Origin of the sequence: Pseudonocardia sp. Ae717_Ps2, assembly GCF_001932475.1 — a bacterium.
In the GTDB taxonomy this organism is placed as follows: Bacteria; Actinomycetota; Actinomycetes; order Mycobacteriales; family Pseudonocardiaceae; genus Pseudonocardia.
Map to the genome: position 1 here is coordinate 4,782,845 of NZ_MCIS01000001.1, position 14,730 is coordinate 4,797,574.

At 74.7% G+C, this 14,730-nt stretch carries 12 protein-coding genes; 3 read left to right on the top strand and 9 right to left on the bottom strand.

Features of this window, described 5'->3' with window-relative positions; translation table 11 throughout:
- Positions 1-30: 30 nt before the first annotated feature.
- The 3 genes from Ae717Ps2_RS36285 to Ae717Ps2_RS21840 are packed head-to-tail and all read right to left on the bottom strand — an operon-like array spanning position 31 to position 3,540.
- The gene (locus Ae717Ps2_RS36285; protein ID WP_139318938.1) at positions 31-393 is read right to left on the bottom strand and encodes a hypothetical protein; all 363 of its coding nucleotides are present in this window, start codon (positions 391-393) and stop codon (positions 31-33) included.
- The gene (locus tag Ae717Ps2_RS21835) at positions 390-3,260 is read right to left on the bottom strand and encodes an FtsK/SpoIIIE domain-containing protein (RefSeq protein WP_083702465.1); all 2,871 of its coding nucleotides are present in this window, start codon (positions 3,258-3,260) and stop codon (positions 390-392) included. The genes Ae717Ps2_RS36285 and Ae717Ps2_RS21835 overlap by 4 nt, the downstream gene beginning before the upstream one ends.
- Positions 3,261-3,279: 19 nt before the next feature.
- Complete coding sequence (locus tag Ae717Ps2_RS21840) at positions 3,280-3,540, bottom strand: hypothetical protein (protein ID WP_020623160.1); 261 nt, start codon at positions 3,538-3,540, stop codon at positions 3,280-3,282.
- Positions 3,541-3,800: 260 nt separating this feature from the next.
- Between Ae717Ps2_RS21840 and Ae717Ps2_RS21845 the strand changes: the two genes are divergently transcribed.
- Positions 3,801-5,159: an Nramp family divalent metal transporter gene (locus tag Ae717Ps2_RS21845; RefSeq protein ID WP_075310406.1), complete on the top strand. Its 1,359-nt coding sequence runs from the start codon at positions 3,801-3,803 to the stop codon at positions 5,157-5,159.
- A gap of 6 nt (positions 5,160-5,165) precedes the next feature.
- Here Ae717Ps2_RS21845 and Ae717Ps2_RS21850 read toward each other — a convergent pair whose 3' ends face one another.
- From Ae717Ps2_RS21850 to Ae717Ps2_RS21870, 5 genes are read right to left on the bottom strand one after another with little or no spacing between them, the layout of a single operon-like run.
- Positions 5,166-5,966, bottom strand: a complete 801-nt coding sequence (locus Ae717Ps2_RS21850) for an MOSC domain-containing protein (protein WP_075310404.1) — start codon at positions 5,964-5,966, stop codon at positions 5,166-5,168.
- Positions 5,966-6,901, bottom strand: coding sequence for an ABC transporter substrate-binding protein (locus tag Ae717Ps2_RS21855; protein WP_075333844.1), 936 nt, complete (start codon positions 6,899-6,901; stop codon positions 5,966-5,968). Before Ae717Ps2_RS21855 ends, Ae717Ps2_RS21850 begins: the two co-directional genes overlap by 1 nt.
- A 32-nt stretch (positions 6,902-6,933) precedes the next feature.
- A complete protein-coding gene (locus tag Ae717Ps2_RS21860; RefSeq protein WP_075310402.1) occupies positions 6,934-7,653 on the bottom strand; it encodes an ABC transporter permease in 720 nt (239 codons plus the stop codon).
- Positions 7,650-8,303 carry an ABC transporter permease gene (locus tag Ae717Ps2_RS21865; protein ID WP_075310400.1) on the bottom strand — a complete coding sequence of 218 codons (654 nt, stop codon included), beginning with the start codon at positions 8,301-8,303 and terminating at the stop codon, positions 7,650-7,652. Before Ae717Ps2_RS21865 ends, Ae717Ps2_RS21860 begins: the two co-directional genes overlap by 4 nt.
- Positions 8,304-8,310: 7 nt before the next feature.
- The gene (locus Ae717Ps2_RS21870) at positions 8,311-9,393 is read right to left on the bottom strand and encodes an ABC transporter ATP-binding protein (RefSeq protein ID WP_075310398.1); all 1,083 of its coding nucleotides are present in this window, start codon (positions 9,391-9,393) and stop codon (positions 8,311-8,313) included.
- A gap of 153 nt (positions 9,394-9,546) precedes the next feature.
- Between Ae717Ps2_RS21870 and Ae717Ps2_RS37430 the strand changes: the two genes are divergently transcribed.
- Both Ae717Ps2_RS37430 and Ae717Ps2_RS21880 read left to right on the top strand, forming a co-directional pair.
- A complete protein-coding gene (locus Ae717Ps2_RS37430; RefSeq protein ID WP_075333845.1) occupies positions 9,547-10,326 on the top strand; it encodes a hypothetical protein in 780 nt (259 codons plus the stop codon).
- Positions 10,327-10,386: 60 nt separating this feature from the next.
- Positions 10,387-11,628 (top strand): acyl-CoA dehydrogenase family protein, encoded by a 1,242-nt coding sequence (locus tag Ae717Ps2_RS21880; RefSeq protein ID WP_075310394.1) that lies wholly within the window; start codon positions 10,387-10,389, stop codon positions 11,626-11,628.
- Between the two features lie 39 nt (positions 11,629-11,667).
- On the opposite strand, the gene Ae717Ps2_RS21885 is transcribed toward Ae717Ps2_RS21880, so the two are convergent.
- A complete protein-coding gene (locus tag Ae717Ps2_RS21885; RefSeq protein WP_139318937.1) occupies positions 11,668-14,454 on the bottom strand; it encodes a bifunctional diguanylate cyclase/phosphodiesterase in 2,787 nt (928 codons plus the stop codon).
- Positions 14,455-14,730: the final 276 nt, after the last annotated feature.

Below are 14,730 nucleotides of genomic sequence, written 5' to 3' on the forward strand. Positions count from 1 at the left end.
CGCGGGCCCGATGCGGGGCGCGGGACGGGGTCAGTCGTCGTCGCGGCGCAGGCGGAACAGCCGCCGGTCGCCCGAGGAGCGCAGCTCGCGCAGAGCCTCGTCGGCGGCCTCCTCCAGCGCGGCGTGCTCGTCCGGGTCGGCCCGCAGGTCGGGTCGTGGCCGGGGCCGCCCCGGCTCCTCGGCCGCCCACATCAGCTGCAACGCGGCCTCCCAGCGCAGCTCGAACATGCCGCGGGCCAGGGTGAGCCGGTCCGCGGCCTCGCGCAGCTCCCGCTCGGTGCCACGCAGCTCGCGGCGCAGCTCCTCGGCCCGCCGGGCGTCGTGTTCCCGCAGGTCGACGACGGCGCCGGCCAGCTCGGACACCACCGCCCGGTAACGCTCCACCGCACTCACGCCCCACCTCCGGCGAGAGTCCCCGAGCCGCCGCCACCCGCGGGGGTGCCCGAGCCACCGCGTCCGGCGAGGGTGTCCGAGCTGCCGCCACCGGAGAAGGTGTCCGAGCCGCCACCCCCGGCGTCGGTCAGGATGACCAGCTGCGGGCGTCCGTGCCGGGAGCGGTCGAGGAACAGCGCGCGCCCCGGCGTCGGCGTCCAGTCGAGCGGCTGACCGCCCAGCAGCGCCACCAGGTCGGTGCCCTGCACGCCGGTCGCCACCCAGGCACCCAGGTCGTCGATCGCCGCACCCGGCGGGGCCAGCAGCATCTTCAACCGTTGCGCGCCCTGCCACCAGCCCAGCACGTGCACCCCGACACCCGGGCCGTGACGCAGCAGCGCCCGCAGGTCCTCGGTGCCGGCGCGGTCCAGCATCGACTCCGCGGCATCGGCGCCGAACACCACGACCAGCAGGGGTGCATGCCCTCCGCCGCCCGTCGCCGCCCGGGCGCGGACCGTCGCGGCCAGCTCGGCCACGCGCGCGGCGAACCCGTCGGCGGACACCTTCTCCACCGTGCCGGGCAGATCCGGGGCGAGCGCGCCCGAGGCGGCCACCGCGTCCGGGACCAGCGGCACGAGCACGATCTGCGCGCCGGCCGGGTCGGGCAGCGACGACGTCACCGAGCGGACGGCCGAGCACAGCAGCGGGACGGCGACGCGGGCATCGGGCCCGATCACCCCGAGGTTGCGACCGGGACCGTCGGACAGCTCGGCGGCCGCGGGGCTGCCGTGCACGTCGACGAACTGCCCGACCAGCGCGCGGGGCACACCGTCGGCGGGCAGCCGGGCGGCCAGCGCGTCGTACCCGGGGGCGCGGGCACCGTCGAAGACGACCGGCTCCGGGGTGTCCGGGAAGTCGGCGAACGCGGTCACCTGGACGTCGCGGACCACCGGACCGCCCGCCTCGGGCAGCCGGACCACCCGGTTGCCGTGCGCGACGCCCGAGTCGTGGTTGACGATCGCGTGCCAGCGCGGGAGCGCCAGCGCCGCCTCGTTGTCCTGGGCGAGGATCCGCCGCGCGCGGGGCAGCGCGATCCGCAGCACGAACTGCTCGAAGATCGCCGAACGGCCCCACAGCGCGTCGATGCCGGAGACGTCCTGGCTGGCCAGCACCAGGTGCACGCCCTGCGAGCGGCCGCGCCGGGCGACGTCCTCCAGCAGCGCGGTCGCCTCGGCGCTGACCGCGTCCCGGCCGGTGAACAGGAACTGGAACTCGTCGATGACCGCGACGATCCGCGGCAGCCGCAGGTCCGGACGCTCGGCCCGCAGCTCGGCCAGCTTGGTCGCGCCGTGCCGGCGGGCGGCCTCGGCGCGGCTGCGCATGACCTCGGAGAGGTGGCGCAGCAGCGCGAGCCCGAACTCCCGGTCGGTGTTGATGTTGACGCCGATCAGGCGGGCCTGCGGGAGCCGGTCGGCGCGGTGCCCGTCGGGGTCCGGGGCGAACGGGGTGAACGACACCCCCTCCTTGAAGTCGAGCAGGTACAGCTCGACCTCGTCGGGGCCGTAGTGCGCGGCGAGGCCGGCGATCCAGGCCAGCAGCAGGTTCGTCTTGCCCGACCCGCTCGGCCCGCCGACGAGTGCGTGCGGGGAGTGGTCGTCGAGGCTCAGCTCGGCGGGGATGCCGTCCTCGTGCCCGACGACGACCTTCAGCCCGTCGTGCGAGCGGCCCTCGCCACGCCGCCGGGGCAGCATGTCCTTGAACGCGCCCAGCCGTCCGCGCCACTGCTCGTGCCCGGCGGCGATCGCCTCGCACACCGCGGTGACGTCGTCGGCCGGTACCGGAGGGTCCGGCTCGACGAGCACGTGCGGCCCGGTCACCGACGTCCGCACCGGGACCGGCTGCCGGTCGTCGGCGGGGTCGACGCCCGGCGGGTCCCCGAAGTCGACGGTCTCCACCGGACGCGGCAGCGCCGCCGGGACGTCGCGCAGCACCAGCTGCACCCCCGCCGCGACACCGCCGCGCGCGACCCGCTGCAGCTGACGCAGCTCGGCCTCGGGCAGCTCGCGGCCGTTGCCGACGAGCACCGCCACCAGCCACGCCTCGGGGCGCTCCCCCATGCGGTCGGCGAGCTCGCGCAGCGAGGTGGCGCCGTCGGCGAGCACCCGGGTCTGCACCCGGCGGATCCGGTCGGCGAGCTGGTCCAGCAGCCGCCCCAGCCGGGTCGGGTCGTGCACGGTCAGCAGCCCGGTGCGGGTCAGCGGGTACAGCCCGGGCAGCGCGCCGGCGAGCTGGCCGACGTCCCAGACGTGCACGTTCACCGCGCCGGGCCGGAAGTACCGCACGGTGCGCAGGACCAGCTGCTCGACCATCGCCTCGGCCCGGTCGCGGGAGCGCGGCGTCGACACCACCTGCAGGTGCGCGCCGTCGAGCAGCGGGACCGCGACCCGGAACGGGGCGCCACCCTCCACCGAGCCGGTGCCGAGCACCCACATCTCCGGCACCGGACCGGTCGGCTCCACAGCACCCGCGACCGGCTTCCAGTCGGTCGGGTCGTCACCGGCGGCACCCGGGGTGGCGTCGGCGACGATCTCCGACAGCGTCTGCGGGGAGTCGCCCTGCCAGCGGTCGAACACGTGCGCCCGGTCCTCGGCGACCCGGGTGAGGACGCCGTCGAGCCGCGGGTTGTCGAACAACCGGGAGAGCCCCGGGTCGCGGCGCGCGGCGTCGTACCCGGTCTCGCGCAGCCACAGCTCCGCCATGACCTCGGCGTGCCGGGTCGCGGCCCGGTCGCGGCGCCCCTCCGCCGCGCCCAGTGCCCGCGACGCCGCCCGGTGGAACCCGTCGAAGGCGGACCGGATCCGCTCGCGGCGGTTCGGACGACGGGCCATCAGGGGCGGGCGGGCGCGGTCAGAGCCGCGAGGCGACGTCGTCGGCGGACTGCATGGCGATGTGCAGGGCCTGCTCGACCTCGTCGATCTTCTCCGACGCGGCGGCGAAGCGGGCGCGGGCGTCGTCGGCGTCGTTCTGGGCGGTGCCGTAGATGTTCTGCGAGAACGCGGCGCCGGCCTCCTCGATGGCCTGGCGGGCGTGCCTCAGTGCGCCGAGGCTCTCGGTGGCCTGCTGGTTGGCCCGCCCGATCCCGGCCCGGATCTCGTCGATGTTCGCCATGCCCACCCTCCGTGCGTGCGCGTGCGACGACCGTGACCCGGCCGACGCCGCGGCCAATCTATCGGCCGGTCCCGGTACCCGTTCATGGTGCGCCGCACCTGCGGCCGCTGCAACGCCGGGTGCGCCGGCCACCCCACCCCGGCCCGCGTTCGGGGGGTCCGGTTCGTCCGTTCGTGACCCTCTCGCGCTGGAACCCCCCGGCGCGCTCGCCTAGCGTGCACGGCACACCACCCACGACGCCGTGATCGGAGACTGTGACGATGGCCTCCCCCGCTCCGCAGACGGACTTCCTGGAACCGCCCACCGGTGCACGGAAGATCCGCTCGATCGGGCCGGGGCTGCTCGCCGCGGCGACCGGCGTCGGGGCGGGAGACCTCGTCGCGACGATGGTGGCGGGAGCGTCGTTCGGGACGGTGCTGCTGTGGGCCGCCGTCGTCGGGACGCTGGTCAAGCTCGCGCTCGGCGAGGCCGTCGGCCGCTGGCACCTCGGTTCCGGGGCCACCATGCTCGACGGCTGGCGGCGGCTGGGCTACTGGGCCACCGGCTTCTTCGGCGTCTACATCGTGGTGTGGGGCTTCGTCTACGGCGCCACCGCGATGTCGGCGGTCGGGCTGCCCCTCAACGCGCTGTTCGGCGGACTGCCGGTCGGCGGGTGGGCGGCGATCGCGGGCGTCGTCGGGCTGGTGCTGGTGTGGGTGCAGCGCTACCACGCCTTCGAGAAGTTCATGACGGTGCTCGTGCTGATCAAGTTCGCGACGGTCGTGTTCGTCGCGATCCTGGTCGGCCCGGACGTGCCCGCCCTGCTGAACGGCCTGGTGCCGCGGCTGCCGGAGGGGTCAACGGTCTACGTGCTCGGGCTGATCGGCGGCGTCGGCGGCACGATCACCATGGCCGCCTACGGCTACTGGCTGTTCGCGAAGGGCTGGAAGGGCCCGAAGTGGCTGTCGATGATGCGGCTCGACAACGCGACCGGCTACATCATGACCGGCATCTTCGTCGTCTCGATGCTCGTCGTCGGGTCGACGATCCTGCTCGGGGAGAACCTCACCGAGTCCGACAGTGGCCTGCTCACCCTCGCCGACCGGCTCGGTGCCCTCTACGGCGACCCGGTGCGGATCCTGTTCCTCGTCGGCTTCCTGTCGGTCACCTTCACCTCGCTGCTCGGCGTGTGGAACGGCGTGTCGCTGCTGTTCACCGACTGGGTGCGGGCGATCCGGCTCCCGCACGGCAAGAAGGCCGCGATCGGGCCGGACGAGGTCAACGCCGTCGTGCCCGGCGAGGAGGCGACCGCCGAGCGCGGCGACGGCCCCGGGCGGCCGGGCGCCTACGAGGCGGCCCGCGCCGAGCGCTCGCTGCCCTTCCGCGGCTACCTGCTGTGGCTGACGTTCCCGCCGATGGCGCTGCTGCTCATCGGGCGGCCGTTCGCGCTGACGCTGGTCTACGGCGTGCTGGGCTCGTTCTTCATGCCGTTCCTGGCGGTCACGCTGCTCCTGCTGCTGAACACGACGATGGTGGCCCGCGAGGCGCGCTCGCGGTGGCTGTCCAACGCGATCCTGGGGATCTCGTCGGTGCTCTTCGCGGTCCTGCTCATCACCGACGTCTACGGCCGCCTCACCTGACCGAGGTCAGGTCACCTCGACGCGGTCGCCGACGCGCAGCGTGCCGGTGTGCTCGACGCGGGCGTAGAGACCCGCGCACGGCAGCACCCCGAAGCCCTCGACCTCCACACGGTTGGCCTCGGCCGGGCCGCGCAGGGCGTGCGGGGCCCGGGGCAGGTCGCCGTGCTCCAGCGTCGGCACGGAACAGCGCGGCGTCGGCAGGGTCGGGACCAGCACGACGTCGCCCAGGGTGAGCCGGCGCCCCAGCCAGTCGTTCTCCACGAACGGCTCGGTGCCCGGCGGCGTCGCGACGACCACGTTGGGCCGGTAACGCAGCGCCTCGACACCGAGCGCGTCCAGCGTCGCGGTGGTGATCAGGTGCACCGGTGAGTGGTCGACGAACCGCCCGCCGGGAGCGCCCTGGGCGATCTCCAGGATCGGCGCGTCGACCTCGGCGTCCAGGCCGTGGGCCAGTACGTCCTCCGGGTCCGGGCGCTCGACGACGGCACCGTCGGCCCGCTGCTGTGCGACGACGACCGGTCGCCCGAGCAGCTCCGCGAGCGGCCCGGCGGCCTGCCCGGCGTCGACGGTGCGGCCGTCGGGCAGGGTGACCCGCACGTCGTCGCCGACGCCCTCGGAGGTGCACGTCAGCAGGCGTCGCCAGTGCCGGGGCTGTTTGGCCGTCGCGACCCGTCCGGTGTCCGGGTCGGTCAGGGCGAGTGCCCGGTCGCCGACGACGCCGTGCACGTCGAGCTCCAGGGCGGCGAGGTCCTCCCCCAGCATCGACTTCACGGGGTAGCGGTGCAGGGATCGGACCTCGCCGACCATCAGAGCAGGCCCTGCGCGGTCAGCCAGTTCTTCGCCACGGTCTCGACCGACGGCTTGTCCGGTGCGGCCGCGGCCTCGTTCAGGCCGATCAGCTCCTGGGTGGTCAGCTTCGCCGAGACCGCGTTCAGGATCTCGGTGACCTGCGGGGTCGCCTTCGCCTTGTTGATCAGCGGCACGACGTTCTGCGCGGCGAAGTTGTTCTTCGGGTCGGTGAGGACCACGAAGTCGTTCTCCGGGATCGCCGCGTCGGTGGTGAACAGGTCCGCGGCCTGCACGTCGCCGTTCTTCAGTGCCGCGACGGTCAGCGGGCCGCCGGCGTCGAGCGAGCGGTAGGACTTGAACGAGCAGTTGTAGGTCTTCTGGAGGCCGGGGATGCCGTCGGGCCGGGTCTGGAACTCCGGCGGGCCGCCGAACACGAGCTCACCGCAGCGCGGCGCGATGTCGGCGATGGAGGTCGCGTTCAGCCGCTGCGCGGTCTCCCGGGTGACGACGACGGCGTCCTTGTCCTCGGCCTCGGCCCGGTTCAGGACGGTCAGCGTCGGCGCCGCGGTGTTCAGGGTGGACTGCAGCGCGGTGTAGACCTCGTCCGGCTGGGTCTGCGCGGCGCTCTTGTCCAGGTACTGCAGCAGCGTGCCGCTGTAGTCCGGGATGAGGTCGATGGAGCCGTCCTTGAGCGCGGGCACGTAGGCCTCGCGGGACCCGATCGGCGGCCGGGTCTCGACGGTGACGCCCTTGGCCTGCAGCGCCTGGGCGAACACCGAGGACAGGATCTGGCTCTCGGTGAAGTTCGCGGCGCCGACGACGACGGTGTTCTGGTCACCGCTGCCGGACTGCCCGCCCCCGGCGAGGGGGTCGGAGCCCCCGCCGCAGGCGGTCAGCGCGAACGCGGCGGTCACCGTCGCGGCGACGGCGGTCAGGAGGCGGGTGCGTCTCATGGTGGGTGTCCTCTCGGGACGTGCGGGGTGGTTCAGGCCGCTTCGCGGACGGGTTCGGGGCGGGTGGGCACCGCGCGCAGCCGGCGCGGCGCGGTGCGGCCGGTGGCCTGCAGGCCGGGTGACACGATCAGCTTCTGCAGCCCGCCCAGGATCAGGTCGGCGAGGATCGCGAGCACCGCGACCAGGATCGAGCCGCCGATCATCATGCCGAAGTCGCGCTGGCCGAGGCCGTCGATGATGAACCGGCCGAGCCCGCCGAGGGACACGTAGGCGGCGATCGTCGCGGTGGCGATGACCTGCAGGGTGGCGCTGCGCAGCCCGCCGATGATCAGCGGCAGCGCGTTGGGGAGCTCGACCTTCCAGAGCACCTCGGACCCGCGCATGCCCATCCCGGTGGCGGCGTCGACCACCGCCGGGTCGACGTTGCGGATGCCGGCGTAGGTGCCGGCCAGCACCGCCGGCACCGCCAGCACGATGAGGGTGATGATCGGGCCGACCAGGGAGAGCCCGGTGAGCGTCGCCAGCAGCACGAGCAGGCCGAGGGTCGGCAGCGCGCGCAGGCCGTTGGCCAGCCCGACGACGACGAACCCGCCGCGCCCGGTGTGCCCGATCCAGGCGCCCAGCGGCACCGCGATCACGACCGCGACCAGCAGGGTCAGGGCGGTGTAGCCGAGGTGCTCGGCGAGCCGGGCGAGGATGCCGGTCGACCCCGTCCAGTTCGCGCCGTCGAACAGCCAGCCGAAGTAGGTCATGTCCCCGCCTTCCCGGTCCGGGCCCGCTGCCAGGGGGTGAGCAGCCTGCCGGCGAGCAGCAGGGCCGAGTCGACGACGAGGGCCAGCAGCAGCACGAGCACGATGCCCGCGACGATCTGGGCGTCGTTGCTGCGGTTGAAGCCCTCGGTGAACAGCAGGCCGAGCCCACCGAAGCCGATCACCGCACCGACGGTGACCAGGCTGATCGTGGACACCGCGGCGACCCGCAGCCCGGCCACGATCACCGGCACGGCCAGCGGCAGCTCGACGCCGACGAAGCGGCGCAGCGGCGTGTAGCCCATCGCGTTCGCGGCGTCGACGACGTTGCCGGGCACCGCGGACAGCGCGTCGGACACCGTCCGTACGAGCAGCGCGACGGTGTAGACCGTCAGCGCGACGACCACGTTGACCGGGTCGAGGATCTGGGTGCCGAGCAGCGGCGGCATGAACACGAACAGCGCCAGCGACGGCACCGTGTAGAGCAGCCCGGCCGCGTTGGTCATGACGGTGCGCAGGGTTCCGTTGCGGTTGGCGACCCAGCCCAGCGGGATCGCGAACAGCAGCCCGAGCAGCACCGGGATCAGGGCGTACACGACGTGCTCGGCGAGCGCGTCGAGCACGGAGTCGAGGTTGGCAAGCACCCAGGTCACGGCGGCCTCAGGCGGCGTTGTGCGAGTCGCGGGCCGCGGGCAGGGCCTCGAGCACCGAGTCGGCGGTGACCGAGCCGGCGACGCGGCCGTCGGCGTCGACGGCGACGCCCTGCCCGGACGGTGAGGACAGCGCCGCGTCGAGCGCGCCGCGCAGTGAGCCGGACTCGACGGCGTAGAGCGATCCGCCCGGGACGAGGGCCTCCTCGGTCACCCGTCCCGCACCGGCCTCGACCCAGCCCAGCGGCCGGGCGGACTCGTCGACGACGACCGCCCAGCCGTCGTCGGGGAGGGGATCGCCGACCGAGAGCATCGGCAGCGACCCGAGCGGGATGGTGTCCGAGGACAGGAAGCCCAGGCCCCGGTATCCGCGGTCGCGGCCGACGAAGTTGTCGACGAAGCCGTCGACCGGGCGGGACAGCAGCACGCCCGGCTCGTCGTACTGGGCCAGTCTGCCGCCGACCCGGAACACCGCGACCTTGTCGCCGAGCTTGATGGCCTCGTCGATGTCGTGGGTGACGAACACGATGGTCTTGCCGAGCTCGGACTGCAGGCGCAGCAGCTCCTCCTGCAGGCTCTCCCGGACGATCGGGTCCACCGCGGAGAACGGCTCGTCCATCAGCAGCACGGGCGGGTCGGCGGCGAGCGCACGGGCCACGCCGACGCGCTGCTGCTGGCCGCCGGACAGCTGCGCCGGGTACCGCTTGGCCATCGAGGTGTCGAGGCCGACGATCTCCATCAGCTCCATCGCCCGGTCCCGCGCGGCCTTCTTGCTGCTCCCGACGAGCATCGGCACGGTCGCGATGTTGTCGACGATCGTGCGGTGCGGGAACAGACCGGCCTGCTGGATGACGTAGCCGATGCCCCGGCGCAGCTCGGCCGGGTCGGCGGACAGCACGTCGCGCCCGTCGACGCGGAGCTCGCCGCCGGTCGGCTCGATCATCCTGTTGATCATGCGGAGGGAGGTCGTCTTGCCGCAGCCGGACGGACCCACGAAGACCGTGATCCGCCCCTGCTCGGCGACGAGGTCGAGCTCGTCGACCGCGACCGTCCCGTCCGGGAAGCGCTTCGTGACGCCCCGGAACTCGATCATCGGCGGTTCCCCCTGCCGTCGCGCGGGACCCCTGCTCCCCGCTTGGTCGCAGCACACTAACCCGGTCGTGCGCGACGGGCGAGCGGTCGGCCGCAGGTCACGACACCCCGTCGCGCTTGACCTGCAGCCCGGTTCAGCACCGACGCTGCGGACATGACCCCGACCACCGCCCTGGGCCCGCTCGGCATCGCCACCGGACCCGCTCCCGCCGATGCCGCGGCCCTGGAGGACGCCGGTGCCCGCACCCTGTGGCTCGCCGGGGGCGCGATCGACCGGCTCGACCGGCTGACCGCGCTGCTCGACGGCACCCGGGACGCCGTCGTGGTGCCCGGCATCGTCCCGACCGGGGTGTACCCGGCGTCGGCCGTCGCCGCGGTGCACGCCGACGCGGCCCGCCGTCATCCCGGGCGCTACCTCACCGGGTTGGGGGCGTCCCAGCAACCGGGGGCGCTGGACGCACTGCACCGCCACCTCGACGAGCTCGACGCACTCGGGCTGCCCGCGTCGCAGCGGCTGCTGGCCGCGCTCGGACCACGCAAGCTCGACCTCGCCCGTACCCGCTGCGCCGGGGCGGTGACGCTGCTGGTCACCCCGGAGCACACCGCCCGGGCGCGGGCGGCGCTCGGTACGGGCCGGCTGCTCGCGGTGATGCTGCCGACCGTGCTCGGGACCGACCGGACGGGGCTGCGCGAGCTGGCCGGGTTCCTCCTCGACGTGCCCGGCTACCGCGCCGCCGTCCGCGGGATGGGGTTCACCGACGCCGAGATCGACACCCGCGCCGACCGGCTGCTCGACGCCGTCGCCGCCCGCGGCGACCGCGACGACATCGTCGCGCGGATGGCCGAGCACCGGGCCGCGGGCGCCGACCACGTCGTGCTCAGCCCGGTCGGGGACCCCGGATCCGGTGCCGCGCTGCTGCGCGCGCTCCGGTAGGCGCCCCGGGCCGGCCCGTCCTGCCGTGCGGCCGGTGCGCCGCGGCGCAACAGTGGGGCCATGCCGAAGGAGCCCACGCGTCTGCCGCGTCCCGAGCTGGACCTCGACCCGGACCACCCGCACGTCGCGGACTGGTTCCACTACGCCGACCTGCTCACCGACGCCGAGCGCGCCGACCTGCGCCGGGTGCGGGAGTTCCTGCGGGCCGAGGTCGCCCCGGTCGTGCTGGACGCGTGGGACCGCGCCGAGTTCCCGATGCAGCTGGTGAAGGGCTTCGCCGGGCTGGACCTGGCGGGGGCCGGTTATGCCGACCCTCCTGCGTCGCGGCTGTTCCTCGGGTTCCTGCATGCGGAGATCTCGCGGGTCGACCCGTCGGTCAACAGCTTCTACGGGGTCCACACCGGCCTCGCGATGGGCTCGATCCACGCCGGCGGCACCCCCGAGCAGCGCCGGCGCTGGCTGCCCGCGATGGCCCGGATGGACTCCATCGGCGCGTTCGGGCTGACCGAGCCGCACGGCGGGTCCGACGTGGCCGGTGGCATGGAGACCACCGCCACCCGGGACGGGTCCGGGCCCGACGCGGAGTGGGTCCTCGACGGCGAGAAGCGCTGGATCGGCAACGCCACCTTCGCCGACCTGATCATCGTATGGGCCCGGGACACCGACCCGGACGCCGACGGCGCGGTGCGCGGCTTCGTCGTGCCGTCGCCGTCCGACGGCATGACGATCACGAAGATCGAGGGCAAGCAGTCGCTGCGGATCGTGCAGAACGCCGACATCCTGCTCGACCAGGTCCGGGTGCCGGAGTCGCACCGGCTCTCCGGCGGCTCGGGCACGTTCCGCGACGCCGGGCTGGTCCTGCAGCGCACACGGGCCAACGCCGCCTGGGGTGCGGTCGGGGTGCAGATGGCCGCCTACGAGCTGGCGCTGTCCTACGCCGCGCAGCGCGAGCAGTTCGGCCGCCCGATCGGCGGGTTCCAGCTGATGCAGGACCTGCTGGTGCGGATGCTCGGCAACGTGAGCGCCTCACTGGGCATGGCGGTGCGCAACGCCCAGCTGCTCGACGAGGGCCGGGGGTCGGACGCGCACTCGTCGCTGGTGAAGGAGTTCTGCGCGACCCGGATGCGCGAGACCGTGGCGATGGGCCGCCAGCTCGTCGGCGGCAACGGGGTGGTGCTGGAGAACCGGATCGCGAAGTACTTCGCCGACGCCGAGGCGATGTTCTCCTTCGAGGGCACCCGGGAGATGAACACGCTGATCGTCGGGAAGGCGATCACCGGGCAGAGCGCGTTCGTGCGGTGACGACGGCGGTCGCGCCCGCGCTGGGCGGGCGCGACCGGCTCACCAGAGGTCCGGGGTCCCCTCGGGCGGGGTGGCACTCGTCGCCGGGGTCGGCAGGCCGCCGCCGCGCAGCACGCGGTGCAGGTCGGCGGGGCGCAGCGAGCGGGCGAACAGCCAGCCCTGGAACGCGTCCACACCGAGCCCGCGCAGCACGTGGAACTGCTCGGCGGTCTCGACGCCCTCGGCGACGGTCTTGCGGCCCATCGCCCGGGCGACCTCGACGACGGCGCGGGCGAGCGCGAAGTCGGCCGGGTCGGTGCCGACGCCGGTGACGAAGGCCCGGTCGACCTTGACCGTCTGCGCCGGGAGCTCCTTGAGCCGGGCCAGCGACGAGTAGCCGGTGCCGAAGTCGTCGACGGCGAAGCGGACACCGCGGTGCACGAGCTCGCTCATCGCGTCCAGCGCGGGGCGCGGCAGCGCGACCAGGCTGGTCTCGACGAGCTCGAGCACCAGCTGGTTCCACGGCAGCCCGGCACCCTCGACGATCGCGGTGACGTCGGCCAGGAACGACGGGTCGGCGGGCAGCAGCCCGGCCAGGTTCACCGCGACGGCGACGGCCTGACCGGTCCTGGGCCAGGTCGCGGCCTCGGTGACCGCGGAGCGCAGCACCCACAGGTCCAGCTCGCGCTGCAGGCCGCCGCGCTGGGCGACCGGCAGGAACTCGCCGGGCGAGACCTCCCCGTGCACCGGGTGCGACCAGCGCAGCAGCGCCTCGGCGGACAGCACCGTGCCGTCCGGCGCGACGACCGGCTGGTACTCCAGGCGCAGCGCGTCGCCCTCGATCGCGGCGCGCAGCTCGGCCTCCAGCTCCAGCTGGCGGCGCGCCGGCGCGACGGCGCCGCGGTCGGCGACGGCGACCGTGCCGCGTCCGCGCTGCTTGGCCTCGCGCACCGCGACCTCGGCCGAGCGCAGCAGGTCGTCGCCGCGGGGGCCGCGGGCGTCGGCGTGCGGGCCGGTCAGCGCGGCGTCCCGCCCGGCGACGCCGACCGAGGCGGTCAGCGTGATCGGCCTCCCGGCCACGGTGACCTCCCCACGCAGCAGCTCGGCGACGACGGCGGCGAGCGCCTGCGGTCCGCCGACCTCGTCGACGTCGGCGCAGACCACCGCGAACTCGTCGGCCGACAGCCGCCCGGCCGTGCAGTGGTACGGCAGCTCGCGCTGCAGCCGCCCCGCCAGCTCGATGAGCAGCAGGTCACCGGCGTCGTGGCCGAGGCCGGTGTTGACGCGGGAGAAGTCGTCGACGTCACCGCAGACGACGGCGACCCGGTCGGCGTCCGGACCGGCCAGCAGCCGGTCGGCGAGCTCCAGCAGCCCGGCCCGGTTGGGCAGCCGGGTCAGCGGGTCGACGGTGTCGGCCTCGCGCAGCACGTCGGCGGCGCGGCGGCGCTCCCCCACGTCGGTGACGACGAGCAGCCAGAACGGGCGGCCGTCGTCGGAGGGTGCGGCGTTGACCACGACCTCGCAGTCGACCCGGGTGCCGTCGGCCCGCAGCAGCGGCAGCGACTCGATCCGGTAGGTCGGCTCGGGGTGCGACGGGTCGCGCAGCCAGTCCGGCAACCCCCCGCGCCGGTCGGACCCGGGCTCGGCGGACAGGCTGCGTGCCGGGACCCCGCGCAGGGTCTCCAGATCGGCGTCGAGCAACTGGCACAGCGCCGGGTTGGCGTCGACGATCCGGCCACGCCCGTCGAGCATCGCGACGCCGGTGGTGATCGCGGCGACGAGGTCGGCGAACCGCTGCCCGGAACGCTGCGCGCGGGACTCGGCGCGGCGCCGGTCGGAGACGTCCTGCACGGTCCCGATCAGGCGCAGCGGTGCGCCGCCGGGCGTGCGGTCGATCCGGGTGCGGCACGACAGCACCGCACCGCCCTCGGGGCGGATCTCGGAGCTGTGCGCGGTGGTGGGCTCCGGCGCGGCCTCCGGGCCGCGGCGCAGCATCCGGCAGACCCGCTCGACCTGCTCGCCCTCGATGGGGCCGTCCGGGCCGTCGGGGCGCACGCCCAGCGCGCGGTAGAGCTCGACGAGCCCCTCGCTGCGGGTCAGCGTCCCGGCCTGCAGGTCGAAGGTCCAGGTGCCGGAGCGGGTGGCGCGCTCGAGGTCGAGCGCGGGTGCCTCGTCCGACGGCGCGGGCGCGGCGTCGGGGAACGGGGTGAGCAGCACGACGGTGCGGTCGCCGGGCTGGTTCCAGCGGACGACCTTGACCCGGGCCAGCCGGCGGTCGGCGCGGACCAGGCGGGCGTCGGAGTCCGGGCCGACGAGCAGCTGTGGGAGCCGCATGCCGGTCGGGTCGGCGGAGCCGGCGAGGCGACGGAGCGCGGCGTTGGTGTGGACGACGACGCCCCCGGCGTCGCAGACCAGCGCGGGCGAGGGCGGGAGCTGCACCGCGGAGTGGTCGGCGCCGTCGGCGCCCGTGGATCCGGCGGTCCCCGGACCGGGACCCGCGGCGGTGTCCGACGGGGCCGGACCGGGCGGGCGCGGTGCACCGGGCAGCCGCCGGGCCATGCCGAACGGCGGCTCCCCGAAGCCCGCGCCGGAGATCTCGGCGTCCGGCGCGGCCGCGGCGTTCAGGGCCTCCGCCGGGGCGAGGAGCTGCTCGTCGTCGGGACCGGGCCGGGTGCGACCCGCCGGGGTGCCGCCGGGACCGGCGAAGGCCCGGGCGAGGTCGCCGGCCAGGCCGGGGTCACGATCCCGGTCCCGGCGGACACCCGGTGCCTGCTCCGCGCGTCCACCGGCCGGTTCTCCGACCGATGCACCCGGACGGTGTCCCGCCCGCGACTCCTGCTCCGACACGCCCGCCTCCGTTCCGTTCGGCAGCTCCGTCGGGAACAACGAGCCACCGTGCCGGGCGATCCGGGCGGGTAGACCGATCGAGCCACCCGATACAGCGAGTGATGAGGCCGTTCGGCCCAATGTCGCTACTCCGCCCGTCACTCACGGGTGGTGACAGGTAGTCGTCGGAGGGTGAAGGGTGTGGCGCGCTCGGCGAGCGGTGGCAACCGATCCGACCGTGCGTGGTCGACCGCTCACAGCGCACCGTGCCGTTCGGCGCAGACCCCGATTGCACAC

What these genes read in the sequence shown, in the direction of transcription:
- Ae717Ps2_RS21835 (WP_083702465.1), bottom strand. Translation starts at nt 3,260, where the DNA reads ATGGCCCGTCGTCCGAACCGCCGCGAGCGGATCCGGTCCGCCTTCGAC.
- Ae717Ps2_RS21840 (WP_020623160.1), bottom strand. Translation starts at nt 3,540, where the DNA reads ATGGCGAACATCGACGAGATCCGGGCCGGGATCGGGCGGGCCAACCAG.
- Ae717Ps2_RS21845 (WP_075310406.1), top strand. Translation starts at nt 3,801, where the DNA reads ATGGCCTCCCCCGCTCCGCAGACGGACTTCCTGGAACCGCCCACCGGT.
- Ae717Ps2_RS21850 (WP_075310404.1), bottom strand. Translation starts at nt 5,966, where the DNA reads ATGGTCGGCGAGGTCCGATCCCTGCACCGCTACCCCGTGAAGTCGATG.
- Ae717Ps2_RS21855 (WP_075333844.1), bottom strand. Translation starts at nt 6,901, where the DNA reads ATGAGACGCACCCGCCTCCTGACCGCCGTCGCCGCGACGGTGACCGCC.
- Ae717Ps2_RS21860 (WP_075310402.1), bottom strand. Translation starts at nt 7,653, where the DNA reads ATGACCTACTTCGGCTGGCTGTTCGACGGCGCGAACTGGACGGGGTCG.
- Ae717Ps2_RS21870 (WP_075310398.1), bottom strand. Translation starts at nt 9,393, where the DNA reads ATGATCGAGTTCCGGGGCGTCACGAAGCGCTTCCCGGACGGGACGGTC.
- Ae717Ps2_RS37430 (WP_075333845.1), top strand. Translation starts at nt 9,547, where the DNA reads ATGACCCCGACCACCGCCCTGGGCCCGCTCGGCATCGCCACCGGACCC.
- Ae717Ps2_RS21880 (WP_075310394.1), top strand. Translation starts at nt 10,387, where the DNA reads ATGCCGAAGGAGCCCACGCGTCTGCCGCGTCCCGAGCTGGACCTCGAC.